The sequence below is a fragment of the Achromobacter anxifer genome, from assembly GCF_903652925.1.
Taxonomy (GTDB): Bacteria; Pseudomonadota; Gammaproteobacteria; order Burkholderiales; family Burkholderiaceae_B; genus Achromobacter; species Achromobacter anxifer.
Map to the genome: position 1 here is coordinate 787,030 of NZ_CAHLAR010000002.1, position 26,736 is coordinate 813,765.

The 26,736-nt window shown below is 63.8% G+C and carries 19 protein-coding genes; 15 read left to right on the forward strand and 4 right to left on the reverse strand.

Translation table 11 applies throughout. The features are described from left to right. Positions 1 to 81 precede the first annotated feature (81 nt). The 7 genes from HWY37_RS09110 (at position 82) to HWY37_RS34880 (ending at position 12,574) form a co-directional block, all read left to right on the forward strand. Positions 82 to 2,178, forward strand: a complete 2,097-nt coding sequence (locus HWY37_RS09110) for a transglycosylase SLT domain-containing protein (protein WP_176088447.1) — start codon at positions 82 to 84, stop codon at positions 2,176 to 2,178. Continuing rightward, a complete protein-coding gene (locus HWY37_RS09115; RefSeq protein WP_176088448.1) occupies positions 2,168 to 8,770 on the forward strand; it encodes an ADP-ribosyltransferase-containing protein in 6,603 nt (2,200 codons plus the stop codon). The genes HWY37_RS09110 and HWY37_RS09115 overlap by 11 nt, the downstream gene beginning before the upstream one ends. A gap of 62 nt (positions 8,771 to 8,832) precedes the next feature. Further along, on the forward strand, positions 8,833 to 11,310 hold the full coding sequence (locus HWY37_RS09120; protein WP_176088449.1) for a hypothetical protein: 2,478 nt from the start codon (positions 8,833 to 8,835) through the stop codon (positions 11,308 to 11,310). 71 nt (positions 11,311 to 11,381) lie between these two features. Next, on the forward strand, positions 11,382 to 11,579 hold the full coding sequence (locus tag HWY37_RS09125; protein ID WP_176088450.1) for a hypothetical protein: 198 nt from the start codon (positions 11,382 to 11,384) through the stop codon (positions 11,577 to 11,579). Continuing rightward, positions 11,576 to 12,070, forward strand: a complete 495-nt coding sequence (locus HWY37_RS09130) for a lysozyme (protein ID WP_176088451.1) — start codon at positions 11,576 to 11,578, stop codon at positions 12,068 to 12,070. The genes HWY37_RS09125 and HWY37_RS09130 overlap by 4 nt, the downstream gene beginning before the upstream one ends. Continuing rightward, complete coding sequence (locus HWY37_RS09135; RefSeq protein WP_176088452.1) at positions 12,049 to 12,459, forward strand: hypothetical protein; 411 nt, start codon at positions 12,049 to 12,051, stop codon at positions 12,457 to 12,459. The genes HWY37_RS09130 and HWY37_RS09135 overlap by 22 nt, the downstream gene beginning before the upstream one ends. After that, positions 12,413 to 12,574: a hypothetical protein gene (locus HWY37_RS34880; protein ID WP_425485010.1), complete on the forward strand. Its 162-nt coding sequence runs from the start codon at positions 12,413 to 12,415 to the stop codon at positions 12,572 to 12,574. Before HWY37_RS09135 ends, HWY37_RS34880 begins: the two co-directional genes overlap by 47 nt. Here HWY37_RS34880 and HWY37_RS09140 read toward each other — a convergent pair. Further along, positions 12,564 to 13,643 (reverse strand): acyltransferase family protein, encoded by a 1,080-nt coding sequence (locus tag HWY37_RS09140; RefSeq protein ID WP_176088453.1) that lies wholly within the window; start codon positions 13,641 to 13,643, stop codon positions 12,564 to 12,566. The two genes, HWY37_RS34880 and HWY37_RS09140, sit on opposite strands and share 11 nt — an antisense overlap. Before the next feature lie 539 nt (positions 13,644 to 14,182). On the opposite strand from HWY37_RS09140, the gene guaB reads away from it, so the two are divergent. Beyond that, positions 14,183 to 15,643 (forward strand): IMP dehydrogenase, encoded by a 1,461-nt coding sequence (guaB, locus tag HWY37_RS09145; protein ID WP_059373216.1) that lies wholly within the window; start codon positions 14,183 to 14,185, stop codon positions 15,641 to 15,643. A 118-nt stretch (positions 15,644 to 15,761) separates the two neighbouring features. Beyond that, positions 15,762 to 17,354 carry a glutamine-hydrolyzing GMP synthase gene (guaA, locus tag HWY37_RS09150; RefSeq protein WP_175208008.1) on the forward strand — a complete coding sequence of 531 codons (1,593 nt, stop codon included), beginning with the start codon at positions 15,762 to 15,764 and terminating at the stop codon, positions 17,352 to 17,354. Between the two features lie 80 nt (positions 17,355 to 17,434). On the opposite strand, the gene HWY37_RS09155 is transcribed toward guaA, so the two are convergent. Both HWY37_RS09155 and HWY37_RS09160 read right to left on the reverse strand, forming a co-directional pair. Continuing rightward, on the reverse strand, positions 17,435 to 18,673 hold the full coding sequence (locus HWY37_RS09155) for an MFS transporter (protein ID WP_176088502.1): 1,239 nt from the start codon (positions 18,671 to 18,673) through the stop codon (positions 17,435 to 17,437). 25 nt (positions 18,674 to 18,698) lie between these two features. Then, on the reverse strand, positions 18,699 to 19,352 hold the full coding sequence (locus HWY37_RS09160; protein WP_176088454.1) for a DsbA family oxidoreductase: 654 nt from the start codon (positions 19,350 to 19,352) through the stop codon (positions 18,699 to 18,701). 105 nt (positions 19,353 to 19,457) lie between these two features. Here HWY37_RS09160 and HWY37_RS09165 point away from each other — a divergent pair, with 105 nt between their 5' ends. Then, positions 19,458 to 20,372, forward strand: a complete 915-nt coding sequence (locus HWY37_RS09165; RefSeq protein ID WP_176088455.1) for a LysR family transcriptional regulator — start codon at positions 19,458 to 19,460, stop codon at positions 20,370 to 20,372. Positions 20,373 to 20,388: 16 nt separating this feature from the next. Here HWY37_RS09165 and HWY37_RS09170 read toward each other — a convergent pair whose 3' ends face one another. Beyond that, positions 20,389 to 21,555, reverse strand: a complete 1,167-nt coding sequence (locus HWY37_RS09170) for a mandelate racemase/muconate lactonizing enzyme family protein (RefSeq protein ID WP_176088456.1) — start codon at positions 21,553 to 21,555, stop codon at positions 20,389 to 20,391. A gap of 81 nt (positions 21,556 to 21,636) precedes the next feature. Here HWY37_RS09170 and HWY37_RS09175 point away from each other — a divergent pair, with 81 nt between their 5' ends. Genes HWY37_RS09175 through HWY37_RS09195 form a run of 5 tightly spaced genes read left to right on the forward strand, consistent with a single transcriptional unit; the run spans position 21,637 to position 26,704 of the window. Beyond that, on the forward strand, positions 21,637 to 22,404 hold the full coding sequence (locus HWY37_RS09175) for an ABC transporter permease (RefSeq protein ID WP_175208004.1): 768 nt from the start codon (positions 21,637 to 21,639) through the stop codon (positions 22,402 to 22,404). Between the two features lie 24 nt (positions 22,405 to 22,428). Beyond that, positions 22,429 to 23,292: an ABC transporter ATP-binding protein gene (locus HWY37_RS09180; protein ID WP_175208003.1), complete on the forward strand. Its 864-nt coding sequence runs from the start codon at positions 22,429 to 22,431 to the stop codon at positions 23,290 to 23,292. 33 nt (positions 23,293 to 23,325) lie between these two features. Then, a complete protein-coding gene (locus HWY37_RS09185; RefSeq protein WP_176088457.1) occupies positions 23,326 to 24,324 on the forward strand; it encodes an ABC transporter substrate-binding protein in 999 nt (332 codons plus the stop codon). After that, positions 24,321 to 25,988, forward strand: coding sequence for a GMC family oxidoreductase (locus HWY37_RS09190; protein WP_176088458.1), 1,668 nt, complete (start codon positions 24,321 to 24,323; stop codon positions 25,986 to 25,988). Before HWY37_RS09185 ends, HWY37_RS09190 begins: the two co-directional genes overlap by 4 nt. Continuing rightward, entirely contained in the window at positions 25,985 to 26,704 is a 720-nt protein-coding gene (locus HWY37_RS09195; RefSeq protein ID WP_175208000.1) for a GntR family transcriptional regulator, read from the forward strand. Before HWY37_RS09190 ends, HWY37_RS09195 begins: the two co-directional genes overlap by 4 nt. Positions 26,705 to 26,736: the final 32 nt, after the last annotated feature.

Consider the following 26,736-nt stretch of genomic DNA (forward strand, 5'->3'; position numbering starts at 1 on the left):
GGTGTGCGCCAGCAGGCGGGCCCGGGCGCGCTTGCGCAGGAGATTGGCGCTAGGCAGACGGCGCAGTTGGGCCAAGGGCTCATGTCTGCAGGTGTGGCAGCCACGAGCATCGCGACCGACATGCAGCAGCAGGCGAACCAGCTGCGCGTGGACGATGCGGTCAACCAAGCGAAAGAGGCGGCGCTCAAGCTCACCTTTGACCCGCAGGCCGGGTATACGAATGTGAAGGGCATACAGGCCCTGCAGCGCGACAGTGGCCAGCCGCTGGCGACCGAATACGGTGGCCTGCTGGACCAGCGAATGCAGAGCATTGCCGAGGGGCTGGGTAACGACGCGCAGCGCCTGGCATTCCGCCGAGCTTCCCAGGCGATCGGGCTGCAGTTCCAGGAGCAGGCGACTCGCTACGAGGGCGAGCAGTTCCGTACCTACGCGGCGTCAGTTCGGGAAGGCACGATCGCCAACAGCACCAACGAAATCGCGCTCTACTACAACGATCCGCAGAAGATCGACCAGAACATTTTATCGATCCAGGCGGCCGTGGCCGATCTGGGCCGAATGAAGGGGGTGTCGGCAACGCTGATCGAAGCCCAGACCCGCAAGGCGACGAGCACGGCGCACCTGACCGCGCTGTCTTCTGCGTTGCAGAAAAACGACGTGGCGTATGCCGACGCCTACATGCGCAAGTACGCGCCGCAGATGGACGCCGACGACATGCTGCGCATCAATGGTCTGCTGACCAAGCAGATGGATGCGCGCCTGGGCGCAGCCGCGGCGACGTCGGCCGTGAACGGGGCCATGCCGCGGCTGATGCCTACACCTGGTGATCGGCTGGTCAATCTCGTTACGGGCAACGGCGCGCAGCTGCCGCCTGACCTTGTCACGACAGTGGCGAAGGCCGAAAGCCGCAACCGCGACCTGAACCCAGACGGCACGGTTGTGACCTCGCCTGCGGGTGCGAAAGGCCGCATGCAGGTCATGGACGACACCAATAGGGATCCCGGCTACGGCGTCACGCCGGCGCGTGACGACAGCTTAGAAGAGCGGGCGCGCGTGGGCCGCGACTACCTCCAGGCGATGCTGCAGAACTACGGCGGCAACCTGACGCAGGCGCTGGCGGCATACAACGCAGGGCCCGGCAACGTGAACAAGGCGCTCGCCGCCGCTGACAAGGCGGGCGACCGGGCCAACTGGATGAACTATCTTCCGAAGCCGGAGGAGACCATCCCCTACGTGCGCGGCATCCTCGCGAAGTACGAGGCCGGGCAGGGCGCGCCGGCTAAGCCAACCCTCTACGAACTGCAGCGAAACGTGCGGGATCAGATGGAAGGCCAGAACCCCGAGCGGATCCGCATCGCCTTGGAGGAAACCGCGCGGCAGTATGAGGTGGCGAACAAGGCCATCAAGCAGCGCGACGACGAATCGGTCGCGGGCGCCATGCGCGAACTCGTAGCGAACGGTGGCAAATACTCCGAGCTGCCGTTGGCTGTGCGCGCCACGATCCCGGCCGAGAGTGTGGCCGAAGTCATCAGCTTCGCCGGCAAGATCGCGAAGGGGGAGGACCGGACCAACGAGGCTGTCTACCAAAAGCTGGCTGGCGACCCTGCCTACCTGCGAAGCCTGAGCGACAACGAGTTCTACAGACTGCGGGGCGAATTGAGCGAAAGCGATTTCAAGACGTTTTCCAACCAGCGCGGGGCGGCCGCTGGGCGTGGAACGGACAAGGCTGACGATCTGAATACGGCGGCGATCAATAGCACGCTGAACAATCGTCTCTCTACGCTCAAGATCGACCCCACGCCGAAAGATGCCACGAGCGATGCCGTTCGCGTTGGCGCGATCCGCAAGTTCGTGAATGACGCGGTGCTCAGCCAGCAGAAGGTCACTGGCAAGCAGATGACGGACCGGGAGACGGAGGAATTCATCGACGGGCTGTTTGCCAAGTCGGTGCAGTTTCGAGGCTACTTCAGTACATCGAATGAGCGAATGCTGACCATAAAGGCCGGTGATATTCCGAGCGACGTCAAAAAGGCGCTCAAAGTCGATTTCAAGAAGAACGGCATCGACGACCCGACTGAAGCCGATTTGCTGGGTGCCTACTGGCGTCTGGAGACCGCGCGACAGCAACGCGAGGCGCGTCATGCATCCATGACACAAAGGAACGCTGTAGATGGCAGCTGAAACACTTGATACCGCAAGCGCCGTTTCGGCCTACTTGAACGACCCTAACCCGCCCACGACAGACCCGGCGGGCGCGACGCGCGTGTCTGTGGCGGCCGCCTTGGGCAGCAACCCGGACCTGGAAGCTGAACTGCGCCAGGTCGCGACGCGCACCGGAATCCCTATCGATTCCGTGCGTCGTCACCCGGAGGAAGTCAAGCGCGAGGCCGCGCTCACGTCGTTCGACTTCGAGCGCTTAGCCCGGGATTTCCCCTCGACCGCGGCCTATCTGGCTGGCGTCGAGAATGCACGCATTGCCCACGACGACGTCGACAATATGGGCGTCATCGAGAAGGGGCTGCGCGGCCTGGCCAACGTGGGGAAGGCCGCGGCTTCCGCCATCCCGCAGGCCGGCGGCGCGCTGTGGCGTGTCGGGCAAGGCGCAGCCGAGAACCTGGCGCCTCTGCTGGACCCGCTGGCGGGCACGCTGCTGCCAGAGAACCCGCTGCGGCGCCTGGCCGCCGGCATGGCCGACCAGGGGCGCGCGGGCGAGATCTCCGCCAAGGGGCTAATGCCCCAGGCTGCGGGAAATATCGAAGCGGGCGTCTATTCAGGCGTGCAGTCGCTGGTCACAATGGGCTTGACGCTTCCGGCCAGCATTGTGACGGGCAACCCCGCGCCCACGCTTTACGGCATGTCGGCCATCACCGGCGGCCAGGCCTACGGCCAGGCGCGCGAGGCGGGGATGGATCCCTACCGCGCGCTGATGTTCGGCACGTCCCAGGCCGCCATCGAGTACGCGACCGAGCGTATCCCTGTCGGCCGCTTCCTCCATGACATGAAGGCCGGCACGCCGCTCTGGAACATGTTGCTGCGCCAAGTATCAGCCGAGATCCCAGGCGAGCAGGTTGCGACGGCGCTGCAGGATCTGAACGAGTGGGCCGTGCTGAACCCGGAGAAACCTTTTTCCGACTATCTTGCAGCGCGCCCTGACGCCGCGGCGCAAACCTTGGTGGCCACCATCGTGGCGTCGGGCGGCGCCGTGGGCACGGCACAGCTGGCGAACACAGCTGCGGATCGGCTGGCCGGGCGCACGGTGCGCGCGGAGCGCGCGCAGCTGGATGGGCAGGTGCTGGCCGAACTGGACGCCACCGCGGCGGCGTCCAAGCTGCGCGCCCGTTCGCCGGAAGACTTCCAGGCATTCGTCAAGGACGCCATGGCCGACGGTCCCGTGCAGGACGTCTACATCCGGGCGGAAGACCTGGCGCAGTCCGGCGTGGATATCGCCCAACTGGCTCAGGTGTCGCCTGCAGTGGCGGCGCAGTACGAGCAGGCGCTGGCGACCGGCGGCGACGTGCGCATTCCGGTGGACGAGTACGCCACGCGCGTTGCGGGCACGGACCTGTCGCAATCCATGCTGCCGTTCCTGAAGACCGATCCGGCCGGCATGACCCAGGCCCAAGCCCAGGAATTCATGCAGAATCGCAGCGAGCAGCTGCGTGCCGAGGTCGAGCAGGTCATGGCCGAGCGCGAGGCAGATGCCCCGTTCAAGGAGTCCAAGGATCTGGTCGAAGCGGAGTTGATGACCCAGCTGGAGCAGGCCGCTCGGTTCACGCCCGACGTGAACCGCGCCTATGCGGGCATGATGTCCAATTTCTATGCTGTGCAAGCTGCGCGGCTGGGCGTCACCCCACAGGAAATGTGCCAGCGCTACCCGGTCCAGATCCGGGCCGAAGGCATGGGGCAGTTGAACCAGGCGCTGGCGGCGCAGCCGCCCAAAGGATGGATCCACTCCACCAGCGGCGCCGACGCTGCGGCGTTGTGGGATGGGCAGGCCGGCGGTACCACCGTATTCTGGACTGACCTGCAAGGCAAGCTCGGCGACGATCTGCCGGGCACAGCCGGCTATTCGCATTCGCTCGGACGCTCGGACCTTGCGCATATCCGAAAGGCTCATGGAGACGTTGCGGCGGAGACGGCGCGAGGTCAATTGCCGATCACGGCCGCCGACGTGGCGCAGGTGCCCGATATTGTCACGGACTACGATGCGATGCGGGCGGATCTGCGAGGGGCGAACGGCAGCGATCGCATCGCTTACGCGAAGCGAGTTAGCGACGGAGTGCTGGTGTACCTGGAGGAAGTGAGCCACAAGCGGCAAAACATGCGCGGCGTCACGATGTGGAAGTATCCCCCGTCGGTCGATGAGCAGCAGATTTTGCAATCTGCTACCGCCGGCCAAACGTCCGAAACGGACGGGGGCATGGGTACTAGTGTAGGACCAAATGGTCGGGAACTCAATCAGTCCGAGGTACCGCAGACAGGTACGCCGGAATTTCTGCGTTGGTTCGGGGACAGTAAGGCGGTGGACGCGCAGGGCCGGCCGCTGGTGCTCTATCACGGCTCCGAGACTGCAGGATTCGACACGTTCAATCCCGGCGAGACTGGAATATTCTTCACGACATCGCGGCTGATGGCTTCCCAGTACGCCGGGTCGCGCGCGGAGGCCCGCGCCGGCGAGGACATGCCCAGTATCTATCACGCGTATGTGAAGATTGAAAACCCTTATGAGGTGGATTGGGGTGAGCGCGATTGGAACAAGGGTGACGGTCAGTTTCGTACCACTGACGACGTAGCCCGGTACGCGAAAGAGAATGGTTATGACGGGGCCATCATCCGAAACGCGAAAGACGCCGCGACGGACAACTACAGCCATGTCGTGGCGGATATCTTCGTCCCCTTCGAGTCCAACCAGGTGAAATCGGCCACGGAGAACCGCGGGACTTTCGACGCCCGTGACCCGAGCATTCTGAACCAGTCCGAGCGCGGTGCCTACAACATCGACACGCGAACTATTTCGCTACTGCAGAATGCGGATCTGTCGACCTTCCTGCACGAGTCTGGCCACTTTTACCTGGAAGTCCTGACGGACATAGCGGGTCAGGCCGAGGCGCCGGCCGCCGTGCGCGATGACGTTCAGAAGCTTATGGCCTGGTTCGGAGTGCATGACCTGGCCGCCTGGAACGCGCTCGACCTGGAAGAGAAGCGCCCCTTCCATGAGCAACTGGCGCGCGGCTTCGAGGCGTATCTTTTCGAGGGCAAGGCGCCCGCGCCAGAACTGCAAGGTCTATTCCAGCGTTTCCGCGCGTGGATGCTGGCCGTGTATCGCTCGATGTCCGCGCTGAACGTCGAGCTTTCGGACGAGGTGCGCGGCGTCTTCGACCGCATGCTGGCGTCAACGGAGCAGATCCGGGAAACCGAGACGATGCTCGATTACAAGCCCGCTTTCACGTCGGCGGAGCAGGCCGGCATGACGCCGGAAGAGTGGGCGCAGTACCAGGCCCTTGGCCTGGAGGCGACCCAGGACGCCGTGCAGCAGCTGGAGGCGCGCAGCATCCGCGACATGAAATGGTTGTCGGGTGCGCGCAGCCGCGTGATCGCCCAACTGCAGCGGGAGGCCGCCGACCGGCGCAAGACCGTGCGCAAGGAGGTCGAGGCAGAAGTCATGGCGGAACCGGTCAACCAGGCCAAGACCTTCATGAAGCGCGGAGTGGACCCGGTGACAGGTGAACCTGTGAGCGGTCCTACCAAGCTGCAAATCAGCGCTCTGGAGGATCTGTACGGCGCTGAAGGGGACCGATATGCAATGCTCGATTGGTCCAAGTTGGGCTACGGCAAGTACGGCATGCTTGCCGCGGACGGGCTAAACCCGGACATCGTTGCCGATCGGTTCGGGTACGAGTCCGGCGACGGGCTGGTGCGCGCGGTGCTCGCGGCCGAAGACCCTCGCGCCAAGATCGAAGCCCTGACGGATCAGCGTATGCTGGAGCGCTACGGCGATCTGACGGATGCGCAGAGCATTGCCCGCGCGGCCGATGAAGCGGTGCACAACGAGGCGCGCGGCCGGTTCATCGCGACCGAGGTAAACGCGCTGCAGCGCGCCCTGGGTCAGCGCCAAGTGCTGGCCCGCGCGGCGCGGCAGTTCGCCGAGGCGACCATTGCGCGCCTGCGCATCCGCGACGTGCGGCCCAGCCAGTGGGTCGTGGCCGAAGCGCGCGCCGCGCGCGCCGCCGAAACGGCGCTGCGCAAGAACGACTTGCAGGGCGCAGCCGTCGAGAAAAAGCGCCAGCTCGTGAACAACTATGCCGCACGGGCTGCGCAGGCGGCCCAGGCCGAGATCGAGACAGACCTCAATTACATGAAGCGCCTGTCGGGCTCGACTTCGCAGTCCGGCATGCGTGGGGAGTCCCTGGCGCAGCTGAACGCGCTGCTGGCGCGGTTCGACCTGCGCAGCAGCATGTCATTGCGCCAGATCGACGCTGCCAAGACGCAGAGCCTGGCCGAGTTCATCGCCAGCGAGTCGGAGCGACTGGACGCGGTCATGCCTGACCTACCGGCGTACATCCTCGACGAGGGGTATCGCCGACATTACAAGGACATGTCCGTCGAGGAGTTCCGGGGCCTGGTCGACAGCGTGCGCCAGCTCGCCAATCTGGCGCGGCGCGAACAGAAGATGTACACCGCGCTGCGCGATATGTCGTTCGACGAAGAGCGCGGCGCGATCTTGGCGCGTCTGCGGGAATTCAATCCGAAGGCGTTCGACGAGGCCGGCGACCCGCTGGCGCGCGAACCGGAATTTGTCCCCAATATCCGCAAGAGCGTGTCAAAGTTGGGGGATGGGTTCTCCGGAGAGTTTCTGAGCGCCGAGACGATCCTCGATATTCTGGAGGGCGGTAAGTTCGGCCAGGTACACGAATCGTTGTTTGGCCGGATGAGTTCGCGGGCAAACTGGAAGGCCACGCGCATGGAAAAGGTGTACCGCGACCTGAAGCCGCTTTTCAAACAGTGGAACCTGAAGGAGCGCCGCGACTACGGCCGCAAGGGTATCGTCGTGCCCAGTATCGGCACCAGCATCACGCGCGAGAATGCCCTGGTGGCGGCCCTCCTGTACGGCAACGCCGACGGCCGCAAGCGGCTGGAGAACTACGGCTGGAACGACAACCGCATGCAGGGCGTGCTGGAAGTCCTGGACGAGCGTGATTGGAATCTCGCGAATGCGATCTGGGAGCAGTTTGACACGAAGCTCTGGCCGGAGCTGGAGGCGCTGAACAAGCGCACGCGGGGCAAAGCCCCGCCGAAAGTGGAGCCGCTGCCGTTTCCCACGAAGTACGGCGAGGCCCGCGGCGGCTATTTCCGCTTGAAGTACGACACGGATCTCGACGAGCGCGCGCACCGGTTCGACGAGGGCGCCGCCGTGCGTGAGCTGCTGGGCGGCGGCATGGGCATGTCCGCCAAGACGAACCAGGGGGCCAGCACGCAGCGCAAGGACGGTGTGGTCATGCGCCCACGTCTGGACCTGGGCGTCTTCGTGGAGGCCGTCAACGAGACGGTGCACGATCTGGCGCTGCGCGAGGCAGTGGCCGATACCATGCGCCTGCTCAACGACAAGGGCCTCCAGACCGCGATCAAGTCTTCGGTTGGCGTGCCGGCATACCGCGCGCTGGTGAACCGGGTGCGCGAGGTGGCGGCACCGCCGCGCAACCCCTCCGGGTTCATCGAGAAGATCCTGGCCAGCGCCCGGCGCAACACCATTGTGGTGCTGATGTCTGGGGTCAAGACGGCGCTGCAGAACGTGGTGGGCCTTGTGCCTGCGCTCACTCGCGTGAACGCAGGCAGCATCGGCCTGGAAATGGCGCGGTTCTATAGCCCGGCGATGGCCGAGCGGTACCGCTTCGCCATGGAGAATTCCGAGTATATGCGCCACCGGTACCAGAATTTCGATCGCGATCTGAACGACATGGCCGCCAAGCTGACGGTCAAGGGCCGGCTGTTGCCCGATACGGCGACCATGCTGGCGCTGATGGGGCTTGTGGATCGTGGCGTATCCGTGCCGGTATGGAATGCGGCTTTCAAGGACGGCATGGTGCAGTTCGACAACGACAACGCCAAGGCCGCCGACTACGCGGACCACATTGTGCGTCAAACGCAGGGCAGCGGCCGCGACGTTGATCTGCCGAAGATCATGTCGGGGCATGGTGGATACGGTCAGCTCAAGCGCTTGTTCACGATGTTCTACAGCTACTTCAACAGCCAGCTGCAGATGCTGGTGCGCGCGGGCGCGATCGCGAAGCGCGAGGCCGCCAGCAACCCCGGGATGGCGATTGCCAAGTTCACAGTGCAGTTCGTCATGATCGCCGTGTTGCCCGCGATCCTCACGGAAATGATGATGGGCAACGGCGGGGACGATGAGGACGAAGATAAGCTGGCGAAACGCTACGCCCGGGCGCTCCTGATGTACGGCGCCGGCATGTTTCCCATCGTGCGCGATATCTCGTCCTACACCTGGTCCGTGTTCGACACGGACACCTACAACTTCGGCTACAAGATCAGCCCTGTCCAGTCGGCCGGCGAGGGTGTCGTAAAGGGTATCCAGTCGCTGGCCGATATCGTGGCGGGGGAGGGCGACATCGTGGACACCAAGAATGCGATTATGGCGACGAGCTTCGCATTCGGGCTGCCGGGGAAACTGATATCCGACTTTGTCGCCGGCGCCAATGCCTGGATGAGCGGTGACGCCGGGCCCGAAGCGTTGCTGTTCGGCGCCCCGCGGCGGTAGCCCGGGTGCGCATACCCATGACCTAGCCTCTGAGAATTGGCGCGTACCGCGAGGACGCGCCAATGACCATCAGCTCTACCACCCGCAAGGCGGGGCCGTTCTTCGGCAACGACGCAACGATCGACTTCCCGTTCACCTTCAAGGTGTTCAAGAAGCAAGACGTGCGCGTCACTCTGACGGATCCTACCGGGGCCGACCAGGCTCTGCTTCTGGATTCTTCCTATAGCGTCACCCTCAACACCGACCAGGATTCGAATCCTGGCGGGACGGTGCGCTATCCCGTTCTTGGATCGCCGCTTCCGGCGACGTGGCGCTTGACGGTTACCGGCGGTCTGCCGAACACCCAGCCGACCGACATCCAGAACAACGGCGGCTTTTACCCCCAGATCGTAGAAGACATGGGGGACCGCAGCACTATTCAGATCCAGCAACTGCAAGAGCAAGTTGATCGATCCCTGAAATTCTCCATCTCTGATTCAGGCGCCGGCGCGGTGCTACCCCCAGCGGACCTGCGGGCCAACAAGATGTTGGGGTTCGACGCGGCGGGAATCCCTACCACGCTCATCCCGGCGTCAGGCTCTGCGGCTGAGGTAGCGCTCGCTCTCGCGTCCTTTATCAACTCGCTGGCCAACTCGACGGACACTGTGCAGGGCAGCGCGTTGGTGGGCGGCGTGTCCCGGATCGTCAGTACCATCGACGAGCTGCGCAACCAGCGCGGTGACAAGAACCCGTATGTGACCGCCATAGGCTACTACGCCCGCGGTGACAAAAGCCCGGCCTTCTACTTCTATGATCCGACCGACGGGGTGAGCGCCGACAACGGGGGCACCGTGATCGTGACCCAGCTCGGCCATCGGTACAAGCTGAATCATCGTGGCTTTGTGTCGATCGATGATTTCGGCGCGCGTGGCAACGGCGTGGCCGATGATTCAGCGCGCATCCAAGCCGCGTTCGACTGGGCCAGTGCGTCGAAAGTCCCGCTGACCGCAAGTGCAAGGACATACGGCCTGGCCCTGTCGCAGCGCATCGCAATGGAAGGCTGGAACCAGACGTATTGCTGTTTGGTCTTCAAGTCGTATGTCAGGATCCAGGGTGCAGGCAAGGGCAAGACGATCTTCAAGTTGCTTGACAACGAAAGCTCCGACGCCAGCCCGAAGTGGTTCAACATGATGTCGGCGAATACGGTGGTCGAGTACCCCTATATCGACGGCATTACCTTCGATATAAACGGTCAGAACAACAAGATCAACCCGGGCCGCGGAGCGGGGCTGTTCGACGGTTTCAACTGCGCGGCGTTGATGGTGTCGGGAAGCGTGGCCAGTGTGGGCGTAGATGCCGGCACGCGCTACCTCAATTTCACCAACAACCAGGTCATCAATTCACCGGGCGTCACGTGCATAGCCACCGGGCAACGCAATGGCCCCGGCACAGTCATCAAAAACACTGGGTACATCGGCAACTGCGATTTCCTCAACAACGGCTTGGATAGCCAGGACCATTCCAGCATTTTCGCGTTCGGCGACGACATCACTATGCGCGATTGCTGGTTCAAGTTCCCGACACCGTCTACTGGCCGGTTCGGGCCGGTTGTCGCGGTCGAGATGCACGGCTCGAACATTCAGATGATCAACTGCCATGTTGAGAATTATTGTCAGATGGCGTGGTTGGTCCACGGGCCCGATGGTATGCGCCGCAATCAGTCTGTTCTCAATTGCACAGGTAAGGTGACGCACAAGGGCATCGGGCTATATAGCAGTGCGACTTGGAATGGTGGGTTGTCGGATCTCTTCGTACTGGGCAACCAGATCGAGATTACAGGTGACCTGATCGTTAATCCGCACCTGATCGGCACTAAGTACGCCTTCTACTTCGCGTCCGGCCACGGCGCGGATGTGTATCGTCTGACCGCGGCCGACAACCTCGGCTATTGCAGCGATACGACGGACAACGCCGGTATGGTTTGGGGAGCTGACACCGACACGATCATGCAAGAGGCGTTCGACATCAACAACCATTTCAGCGGCTTCAGCCGTGGGGTGATCGTAGGCGGTGGCGGCGGCGGTCGCCTGCTGGTGTACAAGCAAGTTGGGTTGTCGGTCCAGAACTGCCGCGCCACTCCAGTTGTCCCCACCGCGGACACGCGAGGACTACTTATCACCGGCATCAATTACACGCTCGATATCTCGAACCCGACCATCGGGTCCGGCGACATTCTGTCTGCGCCTCCCGTCGCAATTGAGATGTCTGGGTCGGCCACGAACCTGCACCTGGAAGGTGTCAACGCGATGGATTGCCCCGTCGATGTCCTCGACGGAATAACCGTGAGCGGCTATCGCACGGGCACATTCGCACGGCGGTTCAATGCACTACCCGCCCAGTCCACCTGGAAAGCGGGGGATATCGCCTATCTGGCGGTCCCCTCAGAGGCTGGCGTTGCTGGCAGCAAGGTCATGACCAACGGCTGGCGCCGGATTACCAACGGTACTGGGAACGTTCTCAATACGGACTGGCTGGAAATGCGGACGCTGACGGGAAACTGATATGCGTCTGGGAATTGGTGCCCGCGCGCCGGATCAACATCGGAGGCGACATGCCCCAAAGGATCTTCAAGATGCAAACTGAAATCGGCGCCGAAGTCGCCAAGGCCGCGCCACCCGCAACTGTTGTGGTCGCCGGCGCCGCGTCAGGCTGGGACCTGAATGCAGCCGTGCTGTGGGCGACGTTGATCTACATCGGTTTGCAGGCGGCCTATCTGCTTTGGAAGTGGCGCCGGGACATGCGGCGTGAACGGGGAGAGGTAGAAGCGTGATCCCCGCCGAGCTGAAACGCAAGATCCTCGTCGCGGCCGCTGGTGGGGCCGTGGCTATTGCTGGCGTGTTGGTTACGCATTTCGAACCTGGCAAGGTCCGCGGCAAGCCCTACATCGATCCGGTGGGCGCGCTTACCGTCTGCGACGGTCACACAGGCCCTGACATTGATCCGAAACGGATTTACACCAATGCCGAGTGTGATGCCTGGCGTGACGCGGACCTGGCAACGGCTGACCGCGCGGTGCGTCGGCTCATCACCGTGCCGCTCAATGAATGGCAGCGCGCCGCGCTCATCGACTTCACCTACAACCTCGGTGCGGGCAATCTGGAACAGTCCACCATGAGGCGTAAATTCAACTCCGGCGACTACGCCGGCGGCTGCGCCGAGCTTGACCGCTGGGTAAAGGGTAGGGTGGGCGGCAAGCTGATGACGCTGCCGGGCCTGGTTACGCGCAGGGAGGTGGACACGTGGGTCTGCCTTCGATCCTGATCGGCTGGAAGGGCTACGCCGCGGCGGCCCTCGTTGGCGCAACGGTACTGGCTGGCGCCGCTGGCGCCATCGCCTGGTACGGTGTCAGCCAGCGCGCCGCCGGGCAGGCCGAGTGCCAGGAAGCCCATCGCGTGGCCGGCCTGGAGGAATTCAAGGCCGAGGCCGAACGCCTGGCCGGCCTGTCCGGCGACCTGCAAGCCCGCATTGATCAGCTCGCCGCCACGCGACCGCAGGTCATCGAGAGGTACACCCGTGAAATTGTCCAGCGCCCTTTGCCTGCTGACTGCGTGCGCGACCCTGGCCGGGTGCGCGCAACCAACGAAGCCATCGACGCGGCCAACGCTGCCCGTCAACCTCAGCGCGCCGTGCCCGCCGATCCCGCGCGTTGATGCACCGTCCTGGGATGATCTGGCGCTGGCACATGCCGCACTGGCGTTCCAGTATGCCGAGTGCGCCGCCCGGCACCAGGCGGTTGTAGACGCCTGGCGGGCGCCTAAGCAGTAGCCGGGACTGCTGCAGTTTGGGCGGTGGTTTTCTTCTTGTTGCCTAGCTTGCGCAGGAAGTTACGGGACGGTCGCTCGATCAGGTAGTAGGAGATTGTGGCCGTACAGATGGCCAGCGAAATCTTGTCGGCCAATCTCAGGCCCACAATCTCGTTGGACATGACCACGTTCAGCAAGAAGTGCGTCAAGTACAGGGAATAGGAGATCTCGCCCAGGAACACGGAAACCCGATTCCCGAAAAGGAGACGCCCCAAGCCCTTATCGCAGAGCAGCCCGGCGATGATGAGCAGCGCGCCACAGGTCATGATCCACGATTGAAACGGCACCGTGCAGGCGTAACCGAGGACGCCGATACCCGCGACAACCATCGCATCCGATACGAGGGTAGGGAGCTTGTTGATGTCCTGCACGACGCGGTAGAGAGCCACGCCCGCGATGAACACGGATGTGAACTGAACCAGGAAATTTCCGTGGGATAGGACAATGTTGCTCGTATCGACGCCGGCAGCCTGCAAGAGGCCGATATGGGGCATCTTCATCAGGATCCAGACCATAGCGGCCATGACTGCGGCGGCGAACGCCTTGGGCAGCTTGAACAAGATCAACGCTGCAAACGGGAACCAGATATAGGCGAACATTTCCACGCTGATCGTCCAGGACAGCGCATTCCATGAAAACTGGTTAACGAAGCCCCAGGCCTGGATCAGTAGCAAATTCAGGCCGAAAGTGAAAGCCGTTTCATTGGGCGTGCGCAGTGGATACCCGGCCTGCATCAAGGCCAGGAAGGCCAGGAGCGTAACCAGATGCAGCGGATAGATCCGGGCCACTCGTTTGTAGAAGTAACTGCCGTAGGTGCCCAGATTGACCGACTTCCGGAACTCCGGATAGACGTGTGCCATCACGAATCCGCTTAGGACAAGGAAGACGATCACGCCGGAGAAACCATATAGCAGGATCTGCATGAACAGGCCCTCGCCTTTCATGCCGCCTCCCCAGGTGTAGTGCATCAGAACAACCCAAAGCGCGGCGTACCCGCGGACTCCGGTGAGAGCCGGGATGTTTTGTATCATTTTTATTCTCTGTAAGAACGGAATTTGCGAAGGATTGTAGCCGGGTGAGCCAAAATGGTGCGTGTGGTTGTCCTATCTCTTCAGGGGAAAAACCGCTGTGGCGAAATAGGTGCGGTCCTTCGACAGCCTAATTTCATCATCCGCCCCGGGCTCCCTGAGCCAACTTGAGCAGCCGTCGTCCGGGAAGGATGGAGAAATAGGGAATCGCGGATCCCTGCGGCAATAAGGTCTTCTACCTTCATCGGACGTTTCGCCGTGAAAGTGGGTGCAGGTCCAGCAGCCGCCCGGGTTGCGTGAGGGATCTTTGAAGTAGGACATAACTGTACAAACATACAGTATTGCTGGCGTTTGAGGTGTGGCGCTGCTGGGGGAGTTTCGGGGGACTTCTGTAGTCAGTACGGTACAAAACAGTGCAAAATGGGTAATAAGTGCCTGCTGTAAGTTATTGATAAATAAAGAACTACAAAAATTTCCTAGGGTCAACACCTAGGCAAAACACACAGGCGGCGTATAATCTTGCTTTGCGCCCGGAGTTACCCATGCGTCTCGTACAAAAAGCGCTCACCTTCGACGATGTGTTGCTGGTGCCTGCGTATTCCGAGGTCTTGCCTCGCGACACTTCCCTGGCTACGCGCCTCACTCGCAACATCACCCTGAACATCCCGCTCGTGTCCGCCGCCATGGACACCGTGACCGAATCGCGCCTGGCCATTGCCATGGCGCAAGAGGGCGGCATCGGGATCATCCACAAGAATCTGTCCGCTGACGCCCAGGCCCGTGAAGTCGCCCGCGTCAAGCGCCACGAATTCGGCATCGTGATCGATCCGGTCACCGTCACCCCCCAGATGAAGGTGCGCGACGCCATCGCGTTGCAGCGCCAGCATGGCATCTCGGGCCTGCCGGTGGTCGAAGGGCGCAAGCTGGTCGGCATCGTGACCAACCGCGACCTGCGCTTCGAAGAAAACCTGGACCAGCCCCTGCGCAACATCATGACGCCGCAGGAACGCCTGGTCACCATGAAGGAAGGCGCCACGCTGGAAGAGGCGCAGTCCCTGATGCACAAGCACCGCCTGGAGCGCGTGCTGATCGTGAACGACGGCTTTGAACTGCGCGGCCTGGCCACGGTCAAGGACATCGTCAAGAACACCGAACACCCGATGGCCAGCAAGGACGCCCAGGGCCAGCTGCGCGTGGGCGCTGCGGTCGGCGTGGGCGCCGGCACCGAAGAGCGCGTGGAAAAGCTGGTTGCGGCTGGCGTCGACGTCCTGATCGTCGACACCGCCCACGGCCATTCCAAGGGCGTGCTGGAAGGCGTGCGCTGGGTCAAGCAGAACTACCCCAAGGTTGAAGTCATCGGCGGCAACATCGCCACCGCCGCCGCCGCGCGCGCGCTGGTCGAGTACGGCGCCGACGGCGTCAAGGTCGGTATCGGCCCCGGTTCGATCTGCACCACCCGCATCGTGGCCGGCGTGGGCGTGCCGCAGATCCATGCCATCTCCGAAGTCGCGAAGGCGCTGGAAGGCACGGGTGTGCCCCTGATCGCCGACGGCGGCATCCGTTACTCGGGCGACGTCGCCAAGGCCCTGGCGGCCGGCGCTTTCGCCTGCATGATGGGCGGCATGTTCGCCGGCACGGAAGAAGCTCCCGGCGAAGTCGTGCTGTTCCAGGGCCGTTCGTACAAGTCCTACCGCGGCATGGGCAGCCTGGGCGCCATGACGGATGGCTCCGCCGACCGTTACTTCCAGGATCCGTCCAACAACGCCGACAAGCTGGTTCCCGAAGGCATCGAAGGCCGCGTCCCCTACAAGGGCAGCGTGCTGGCCATCATTTACCAACTGGTTGGCGGCATCCGCGCCTCGATGGGCTACTGCGGCTGCGCCACCATCGACGACATGCGCACCAAGACCGAATTCGTGGAGATCACCTCCGCGGGCGTGCGCGAGTCCCACGTGCACGACGTACAGATCACCAAGGAAGCGCCCAACTACCGCGCCGACTGATCCGTACAGTCAACTACAATGTCATGCATCGCGCACCGGCAAAACCGCAACATGAATCAGCGGTTTTGCCGGTGCGGTTTTATTTACTGCGGTTTTATTCTTTACCGGTAGAGTCTCCATGCACCAGCGCATCCTCATTCTCGACTACGGTTCGCAAGTCACCCAGCTGATCGCCCGCCGCGTCCGCGAAGCCGGCGTCTACTCCGAAGTGCACCCTGGCGACGTCGACGACGCCTTCGTGCGCGACCAGATGGCGCAAGGCTTGAAGGGCATCATCCTGTCCGGCAGCCACGCTTCCGCCTACGAAGAAGGCTCCATGCGCGTGCCGCATGCGGTGTTCGAGCTGGGCGTGCCCGTCCTGGGCATCTGCTACGGCATGCAGTCCATGGCGCAGCAACTGGGCGGCGTGGTCAGCTTCTCCGACCATCGCGAATTCGGCTACGCCGAAGTCCGGGCCCACGGCCACACCAAGCTGCTGGAAGGCCTGGAAGACTTTTCCACTGCCGAAGGCCACGGCATGCTGAAGGTCTGGATGAGCCACGGCGACAAGGTCACCGAGCTGCCCCCGGGCTTCAAGCTGATGGCTTCCACGCCGTCCTGCCCCATCGCCGGCATGGCCGACGAAGACCGCAAGTTCTACGCCGTCCAGTTCCACCCCGAAGTCACGCACACCGTCCAGGGCAAGGCCATGCTGGCCCGCTTCGTGAACGAGATCTGCGGCTGCGAAGGCGACTGGAACATGCCCGACTACGTGGCCGAAGCCGTTGCCCGCATCCGCGAGCAGGTCGGCGCGGACGAAGTCATCCTGGGCCTGTCCGGCGGCGTGGACTCCTCGGTTGCCGCGGCGCTGATCCACAAGGCCATCGGCGACCAGCTCACCTGCGTGTTCGTCGACCACGGCCTCTTGCGCCTGGACGAAGGCAAGCAGGTCATGCAGACCTTCGCCGAAAACATGGGCGTGAAGATCATCCACGTCGACGCCACCGCCCAGTTCATGGGCAAGCTGGCCGGCGTGGCCGATCCGGAAGCCAAGCGCAAGATCATTGGCCGCGAATTCGTCGAAGTGTTCCAGGAACAGGCCGGCAAGCAGAAGAGCGCCAAGTGGCTGGCCCAGGGCACGATCTACCCCGACGTCATCGAATCCGCTGGCGCCAAGACCGGCAAGGCCACCTCCATCAAGTCGCACCACAACGTGGGCGGCCTGCCGGACACGCTGAACCTGCAACTGCTGGAGCCGCTGCGCGAACTGTTCAAGGACGAAGTCCGCGAGCTCGGCGTGGCCCTGGGCCTGCCGCCGCAGATGGTCTACCGCCACCCGTTCCCCGGCCCCGGCCTGGGCGTGCGCATCCTGGGCGAAGTCAAGCACGAGTACGCCGAACTGCTGCGCCGCGCTGACGCGATCTTCATCGAAGAGCTGCGCAACACCAAGGACGAGGCCAGCGGCCTGACCTGGTACGAACTGACCTCGCAAGCCTTCGCCGTGTTCCTGCCGGTCAAGTCGGTGGGCGTGATGGGCGACGGCCGCACCTACGAATATGTCGTGGCCCTGCGCGCCGTGCAGACGTTCGACTTCATGACCGCCGACTGGGCGCCGCTGCCGCATCCGCTGCTGGCGCGCGTGTCGTCGCGCATCATCAATGAAGTGCGCGGCATCAATCGTGTGGTGTATGACGTGTCGAGCAAGCCGCCTGCGACCATCGAGTGGGAGTGATCCCGCTGTTGTCGTGCGGTGAATGAAAGAGGCGCCTCGGCGCCTCTTTCTTTTTGAGCCGCGAGATGAGAACGCTGCGGTCATCCCCTCAATCGCACCAAGAATGCTCCCAACGCCGTGACCGTCGCCAGCACCGTTACCGCGATCCATCCAAACTGCGCATACAGCAAGGCTGCCAATGCCGATCCGATGGCCATGCCGATGAACATGCCGGTAAACAGCACCGCGTTGAGCCGGCTGCGGGCATTGGCATCGATGCCGTAGATGATGGTTTGGTGAGCGATCAGTGCGGCCTGTATGCCCAGGTCGAAGCCGATGGCGCTGGCGACCAGCAGCCCTAGCTGCGCGCCGGGTGCCATGAACGGGGCTACTCCCATGACGGCGAAGGACGCGACGACCAGACCTGCGCCTAGACGGGTGACCAGCGGGGCGCCGTGGCGGTCGGCGATGCGTCCGGCGATGGGAGCGGCCATGGCTCCTGCCGCGCCGGCCAGTCCGAAGGCGCCGGCGGCAGCCGCGCCCATGTGGAAGGGCTTGTCATGCAGCATGATGGCCAAGGTGGACCAGAAGGCGCTGAAGCCGATCGACAGCAGGCCTTGGGCCCAAGTGGCGCGGCGCAGCGCAGCGTGTTGCTGCCATAGCGCGGCCAGCGATCGCAGCAGCGCGAAGTAGGGCAATTGCGTGCTGGCCTCGAAGCGCGGGAGCTGGCGCTTTGCGGCCAGGCCTACGAGCGCGATGCTGGCGGCGGCCACCGCGAACATGGCGCGCCAACCCCAGTTCTCGGCAACGAAGCCGCTGACTACCCGGGACAGCAGGATGCCCAGCAGCAAGCCTGTCATCACTGTGCCGACGATTTTGCCGCGGTGCGCGGCTGGCGCCAATGTTGCGGCTGCCGGAACGATGTCCTGCGCCATCGTTGCGGACACGCCGATGGCCAGGCTGGCGGCCAGCAGTGTCTGCAAAGAGGGCGACAGAGCCGCCAGCAGCAGCGCGGCGAACAGGATGGCGGCCTTGGCCAGGATGATCCTGCGCCGGTCGTGGCGGTCGCCCAGTGGCGCCAGGAAGAGGATGCCCAGGGCATAGCCCAACTGGGTCAGCGTCGGCAGCAGTCCGACCGACTGGGGAGAGGCGCCGATGTCCGGGGCCAGCACTCCCAGCATGGGCTGGCTGTAGTACAGGGACGCGACCGACAGACCGGCGCTGCTGGCCAGCATGAAGGTCAAGCGCAGCGGCAGCCCTGGGGAGGAGGCCGGATCCTGATCCTTGGCGGCGGTTGTTCGAGTGGAAGGGACGGCAGGCGACGTGCTGGCGGCTGACATGTTGGTGTGTTCCATGGTTGGGGGCTCAGTTGGCGGCCGGCGCGGCGGCCTGTTGGAGGGCTTGCAGGAATACCGCGGGCGGTTGTGCGCCGCTGATGAGTGAGCCGCCGATGCGCAGGGCGGGCACGGACCGGATGCCGTCGATCCGCGCCTGCCGTTCTCCAGCCGCGACTTCGCGCTCGCCAGCCGCAGTGGCCATGACGTCGCGGACCTCTTGCGCGTCAAAGCCGGCCTGGCTTGCAAGCGCGACCAGAACCTCCGCATTGCCGATGTTCCGGCCTTCGCTGAAATAGGCATGGAACACGGCAGCGAACAGCGCGTCGGTCTTATGCGCATCCCCCTTGCCGGCTGCAAAGGACATCAGCCGATGGGCCAGTCGGGTGTTCGGGGTGATGGCCACGCGGTCGTAGCGAAAGTCGATGCCTGCGCGCTTGCCGGCGAGCGCTGCTTCCGCATCCATCGCCTGGGAACGGGCCCAGCTGCCGAACTTGGCGCTGCGATAGGTCTTGCGGTCCACGCCGTCCTCGGGCATGTCGGGGTTCAGTTCGCAGGGCGCGTACTGGATCGCCACGGGCGTATCCGGCGGCAGTTGGGCGAGGGCGGTTTTCAGGTGGCTATGGCCGATCCAGCACCACGGGCAGATGAAGTCGTAGGTGATTTGAATGTCGACGGATTTCATGACGCAGGTCCTTGCGTTGAGGGAATAGCCAGATTAGTCTTTGCGATGAAATCAATGAATTAGTCGATATCGCAATCCAGTATTGCGTTTTTCGCAAAGATAACCATGGATAAACTACAAGCCTTGCGCGCCTTCCTTGACGTGGCCGAGTCCGGGGGATTCTCCAAAACCGCGCGGCGGCTGGGGGTCGCCACGTCTTCCGTCACGCGCCTGATCGATACCTTGGAGGAGTCTCTCGGTACGGCGCTGTTGACCCGGTCGACGCGCCGGGTAACTCTGACCGACGCGGGAGCGACATACCTTGAGCAGGTATCCAGGGTCGTGTCGGATCTGGAGGAGGCCGACGGCAGCGTGTCGGACGTCGGGGCTGTCGCGGTCGGGCCCTTGAGGGTTTCCTTGCCGGTGACTTTCGCGCGCCTCTGCCTGGGACCCCATATATCGGGTTTCCTGCGCGAGAATCCGCGCGTCTCACTGGATCTGGTGCTATCCGATGCGTATGTAGACTTGGTCGCGGAGCGGATCGACGTCGCGGTCCGCATCGGCACGCCGGCCTTGCAGCCTCAATTGATCGTGCGCAAGTTGGCCGAGCACCGGCGCTATGTGGTGGCTAGCCACGCGTACCTGGAGCGGCGCGGCACGCCTGCGGCGCCAGAAGAGCTGACGCAGCACGATTGTGCGCGATTCGCCTATCAGGCAGGTCCGCAACGCTGGTCGTTCCTGCGGGGCGATGGCCACATGCAGCATGTGGAGGTGCAGGGGCGTCTGGCCGCCAACAACTCGGACATGGTGCGCGAAGCCGTGCTGGATGGCTTGGGCATTGCGTTGCTGGCGGAATGGCTGATCGGGGAGGACGTGCGGGCCGGACGGCTGCGGCGGCTTTTCGAGGACTATGAGGTCAATCCGCAAGAGCAGAGCGTGTGCGTTCATGCGGCGTATCTGCCGAATCGCAGGCACTCCAAAAAGGTCCAGGTCTTTCTGGATTTTCTCCAGATGCACCTTGCGAGGAACACGGCCGGCTGAGGGGAAGCGGCGGCGGTTATGAACGCAAGCCGCAGATATCGCGCAACTGCGCGATATCCGGTTCCACCCCCAGCCCCGGCGCGTTTCCGAGCAATGCCTCTCCTTCCACGATCACGCTCAAAGCCGGACTGAGCGCCACACGCAGCGGATTCTCGTTGGCGTCGATTTCAAGCATGCCGCCGGCTTTTCCGCGGGCCGCGAGAACATGCGCCGAAGCAAGCTGGCCCACGCCCGCGCCCAGGAAATGCGGGCAATAACGCAGTCCCGCTTCATGGATCCGGTCAATGACGGGCAGGCAGCCGGAAATGCCGCCCCATTTGGCCAGGTCCGGCTGCACCACGCTCAGCGTCCTGCTCTGGATCATCGCCTTGAAGGCATCTGAACCGATGAGGTTCTCTCCTGCAGCAAGCGGAATCCCCGCTTTTTCCGCCAACTGCGCCCATTCCGAGACGGGACGGTCCGCGCGCAGCGGTTCCTCCAGCCAGCGCGGCGTGAATTCGCGCAAGCGGCTGGCCATGTTCAGCGCGCCCTCCAGATCCCAGGCCTGATTGGCGTCCAGCATGAGTTCGTTGCCTTCGGGCAGCCAGGCGTGAACCGTCTTGACGTTCGCGAGATCCCGCTCCGCGCCGAAGCCCACCTTGAGTTTGAAGGCGCGATAACCCTCCGCGTGTTTGGCGAGCACCGTGTCTTCCGGACGGTCCGGGTTGATGCCGCTTGCATAGACGCGGACTACGCCTGAGGCGCCGCCCAGGAATTGCCACAGCGGCACGCCGGCCCGGCGGGACTGCATGTCCCACAAGGCCAGATCGATGCCCGCGATCACCTGGGCGATGGGGCCCGGCTCGCCGGATTGGATGGCGAGCACCGCCGTGCGCGCGCTCATGAGGTCGAACGCGGCCTGCGCCGAGGCGCAGGGCTGGCCAATGAGCAGCGGCGCGACGACGGTTTCAAGCAGGCGGGCGCGGTGTTCCGCGCCGCAAGCCGGGAAGTTGCACCAGATCTCCCCCCAGCCCACCGCGCCGTCCGCGTCTTCCACCCGCACCAGCAGGGCGGGGCGGTCAAGCATGGTGCCGAACGAGGTCTGTACCGGACGCTTGACCGGCCAGCGCAGCACGAAGGCCTCGATGCGCGCCAGCGTGAAAGGTTCGAGGGCCCAAGCTTGCTTGATATTAGGGTTTGTCATGGCATTAAGTTGTTAAGTGCTGGTCTATAGTATGTTTAGCACTTACGGATTGCAACTCAGGTCTAACCCTCTATAAACACCATGCGTCTTCCGTCCTTCATCTCGCGTCCGCTGCTCATCGCGGCGCCATGGCTATGCATACTTGGGCTGTGGCTGGCCATCAGGGCCAGCGGGCTCGTCAGTCCCGCGCTCGTGCCTTCGCCTGCCGCTGTCGTCGAAAAGTTCATCGAGCTCTCCAAGGACCGCCTGTGGCTGGACATCTGGATGTCGGCCCGCCGCGTGTTCATCGGGGTTACGTTCGGCATCCTCGTCGCCGTGCCGGTTGGTTTTTGCCTGGGCTGGTATCGCGGGCTGCGGGCCTTCATCGATCCCGTCATCAATTTCTTCCGCGCGCTCCCGCCGATCGCGCTGATACCGCTGGTGATCGTCTACTTCGGGATCGGCGAATCGGCCAAGACCGCCATCCTGTTCTACGCCTCGTTCTTTGCGGGCGTCATCGTGATGTACGAAGGGATCGCGCAGATCAGCCCGATCTTCGTGCGGGTCGCCCGCACGCTGGGCGCCAATGACGTGGAGATCTTCACCAAGATCATCGTTCCGCTCACCGTGCCGCACATCCTGACCGCCATCCGGGTGGCGCTGGGCGTGGCCTGGGCAACGCTGGTGGCGTCCGAACTCATCGCGGCCCAGCAGGGGCTCGGGGCGCTCATCCAGAACGCGTCTTCGTTCTTCCAGCTGGACGTGATCTACGTCGGGATCATCTGCATCGGCCTCATCGCGATGCTGATGGACCTGGCCCTCAGGGCCGCAAGCCGGCGCCTGGTCGCCTGGCAAGACCGCATCGCCTGAGACCGACCCTGGACATCCAAGACCATGACCATCAGCACCCAACTGCGCAGCGTGGATACCTCTTCGGCCGCACCCGCCGCGGATCCGAAAGTCAGGATCCGCTTCGATAACGTCACGGTGGACTTTCCCACCGCCACGGGCCCGATGCGGGTGGTGGACGGCGTGACCCTGGACATCCGGGACGGCGAGTTCGTGTCCATCATCGGCCCCTCGGGCTGCGGCAAGACGACCTTGATGAATATCGTTGGCGGCTTCGTGCAGCCCAGCGCCGGCGCCGTGACGCTGGACGGCAAGCCCGTCACGGCGCCCGGACCGGACCGCGGCGTGATCTTCCAGGAATACGGCGTGTTTCCCTGGCTCACGGTCCGCGGCAACATCGAATTCGGCATGAAGCTCGCGGCCAACAAAGTGGGTGCGAAGGAACGCGCCGAGGTCTGCCAGCGCTACATGAAGCTGATGGGCCTGACCGATTTCGCCGATCACTTTCCCAAGCATCTGTCCGGCGGCATGCGGCAGCGGCTGGCGATCGCGCGCGCCTACGCCGTCAATCCGCAGTTCCTGTTGATGGACGAGCCCTTTGGCGCGCTGGATGCGCAGACGCGCACCGCCATGCAGGACCTGCTGCTGGAAGTGCTGCAGACCGAGGGCAAGACGGTGATGCTGATCACCCATTCGGTGGACGAAGCCATCTACCTGTCGTCGAAGATCGTCGTGGTCACGGCCCGGCCCTCCAAGGTCCGGAAGGTGATCGAGGTTCCATTCGGCTACCCCCGCTCGGAGCGGGTCCACGAAGACCCGCGTTTTGTCGAGTTGAGCCGTGAAATCCGGGAACTGGTGATGTTCGAGTACCAGGCCCAGGCCCGCCAATCCGTCCGACCGACCGATTGAGCCCGCGTCAGCAGCCCATAACAAGGAGACTCCATGAAGCTCAATCGCAGAACCCTGCTCAAGGCCGGCGTAGCCGCATCCATCGCAGGCATCGCCGCCCCGGTCATGGGCCAGACGCGCAAGAAGTTGCGCGTCGGCTACCTGCACACGCCCGCCGTCGACGGGCACTTGTGGCTGGGCATGCAAATGGGCAGCTACGCCAAGCATGGCCTGGAACTGGAACCCATCGTCTTTACGACGGGCCTGGAGATCTTCCAGGCCATGATAGGCGGCAGCCTGGATGTGCTGGCCACCGGCGCGGTCGTTTCGAACTTCCCGGCCCGGGGCCAGGGCAAGGTCTTCCTGGTGAACGACATCGAGTACGGGACCGCCCAGCTCTGGGTGCGCGACGATTCGATCAAGACCGTTGCCGACCTGAAGGGCCAGCAGATTTCGACGACGACGGGCACGACCGCCCACGTGTTCCTGGACAGGGCATTGCGCGCGGCCAAGCTCGACCCGGGCAAGGACGTAAGAATCGTCAACCAACGCATGGCCGACGCGGTGACCTCATTCGTGTCGGGCGCGGTCAATGCGCTGGCGCTGTGGGTTCCGTTCGACACGGTCGTCCGGTCCAAGGTGCCGAACGCGCGCATGCTGATCGACGCCTCCGCGTTCTATCCGGAGGCAGCCATCATGGGCGGATGGGCAGCCAGGAACGATTTTTACGAGGCCCAGAAGCCGGCCATCCGTAGTCTCATCGCCGCCTGGGGCGAGGCCAACGACGTCATCGTCAAGACGCCGGATACGGCGATCGAGACGCTGCAGAAGTCCCAATACAAGGACGTCCCGCTTGAGGAATTCAAGGCGCAGTTCAAGCAGGCCAAGTACTTCTCCACGGCCGAGTGGCGCACCAAGTATGAGGATGGCTCCGTGACCCGGTGGCTGCAGCAGGTGACTGACTTCTTCGCCCAGGCGGGGAATATCGCCAATCCCGTGCCCGCCGCGCGCTACTTCGATCCCACGGCCTATCTCGAGGCGATCAAGGCATGAGCGTTCCGGCTTCCGCAGGCTTTGACTACATCGTCATCGGCGGCGGCTCCGCCGGATGCGTGCTGGCCAACCGGCTCAGCCGCGATCCCGCCGTGCGCGTGCTGCTGCTGGAGGCGGGCGCGGCGGCGCACAATTTTTGGCTCAAGTTGCCGGTGGGTTACTTCAAGACCATCTACGACCCGCGCTTTTCCCGGCTGTTCCCGGTGGAAGCCCAGGCCGAGACCGGCAATCGCGCCATCCTGTGGCCGCGCGGGGTAGCCCTGGGCGGCTCCAGCGTCATCAACGGCTTGCTGTACATCCGCGGGCAGCATGAGGACTACGACGACTGGGCTGATCTTGGCGCGACGGGTTGGGGCTACCGCGACGTGCTGCCATACTTCAAGAAATCCGAGCGCTACGACGGCGGCGAGTCCGAATACCACGGTGCGGCGGGCGAACTGCGCGTCTCCAACCTGCGCAACGACCATCCCTATACGGCTGCATGGGTCGAGGCGGCGGTTGAAGCGGGCTGCCGGCGCAATGACGACTTCAACGGCGCGGAATCGGAAGGCGTGGGCGCCTACCAGTTGACCTTGGGCAGCCGCTGGCGTTGCGACGCCGCGACCGCGTTCCTGAGTCCGGTCCGGTCGCGCCCGAACCTGGTGATCGAAACCGGGGCTCACGTCACGCGCATCCTGATCGAAGGGGGGCGGGCGCTGGGCGCGGAGTGGGTGCAGGATGGTGAGCTGAAGCGCGCGATGGCGGATGCCGAGGTGGTGCTTGCCGCGGGCGCGCTGCAATCGCCCCAGGTGCTGCAGCTGTCCGGCGTGGGCGACGCGGCGCTGCTCGCCAGGCATGGCATCGGCGTCGCGGCGCACTCGCCGGAAGTCGGCCGCAACCTGCAGGACCATTACCAGGCGCGCGTCATCGTCAAGCTGAAGCGGCGCATGTCGCTCAACGACGCGGTGCGCAATCCGTTCAGCCTCGCCAGCATGGGAGCGCAGTGGCTGTTCCAGGGCAGGGGGCCGCTCACGGTCGGCGCGGGCCAGGTGGGCGGATTGGCGGCGACCGAGCATGCGGTGGGCGGCCGCGCCGACATACTCTTCAACGTCATGCCGCTGTCGGTCGACAAGCCTGGCGACCCGCTGCACCGTTTTTCCGGCTTTTCCGCATCGGCGACACAATGCCGGCCCGATTCGCGCGGCGCCGTGGAGATCGTGAGCAAGGATCCGCTGGCCTCGCCTCGCATCGTCTCGAACTACCTGACCGAGCCACGCGACGCGAAGGTGCTGGTCGCGGGTTTGCGCATGCTGCGCGACATCTATGCCCAGCCATCGTTTCGCGACCTGGTGACCGGCGAGGAGTACCTGCCCGGAAACGATGTGACGACGGCCGCGGCATTGGAACAATTCGCCCGCAACAAAGGGGGCACCGTTTTCCATCCCGCCGGCACCTGCCGCATGGGCGGCGATGCCGCATCGGTGGTCGACGAGCGCTTGCGCGTCCGCGGGATCGAGCGCCTGCGGGTGGTCGATGCTTCGGTCATGCCCAGGATGGTGTCGACCAACACCAACGCGGCCTCGATCATGATTGGCGAGAAGGGCGCCGCGCTGATTCTTGAGGACGCGCGCGGCGCAGTCCGGCCGGCAGCGCGTGATATAGTCGCTGACACTTTGACGCCATGATTCTCGACACCGCCCAAGCCCCTCTCTACGTCCAACTTTCGGATCTGTTCCGGCAGCGGATCCTGAAGGGCGTCTGGAAGAACGGCGACAAATTGCCGTCGCTCGATGCGCTGGCCGAAGAGTTCCACGTGGCCAAGGTCACGGTGCGCCAGGCAATCGAAAGGCTGACCCGCGACGGCCTGCTTTCACCGCAACGGGGGCGCGGCACCTTCGTCACGGGAGCGCCCCAGGACAACCGCTGGTTTCGCGTCGAGACCTCGCTGGAGAACCTGTCCAGCGTCTACCGCGACACGCACCCGACCATACTCAATATCGACGAGTCGACGCGCACGCCCTTGCTGCACGATGCCGACGGCGTCGCCGCGGAAAAGTACGTCTTCATGCGGCGTATCCATGCCCGCGATGGGCAGCCGTACTGCGTCATCAACATCTACCTGGACGCGGCCATCTTTGCCAAGCACCCCACGCGTTTTCGCAAGGAAACGGTCATTCCCATTCTGATGGGCATGCCTTCCGTGGATATCGTCAGCGCCCGCCAGGTGTTGACCATCTCGACCGCCGATGTCGAGGTCGCACATCACTTGGGTATCAATGTGAATGCGCCGGTGGCGGAAGTCCGGCGCGTGTTCACCGGACCGGACCGCCGCGTCATCTACCTGGGTGAAGTGACCTATCGCGGCGATTTCGTGCGCATGGAAATCGACCTGAAGCCTTGATGGCGGCAGGGCGGTCGAGGCGTTCACTCGGA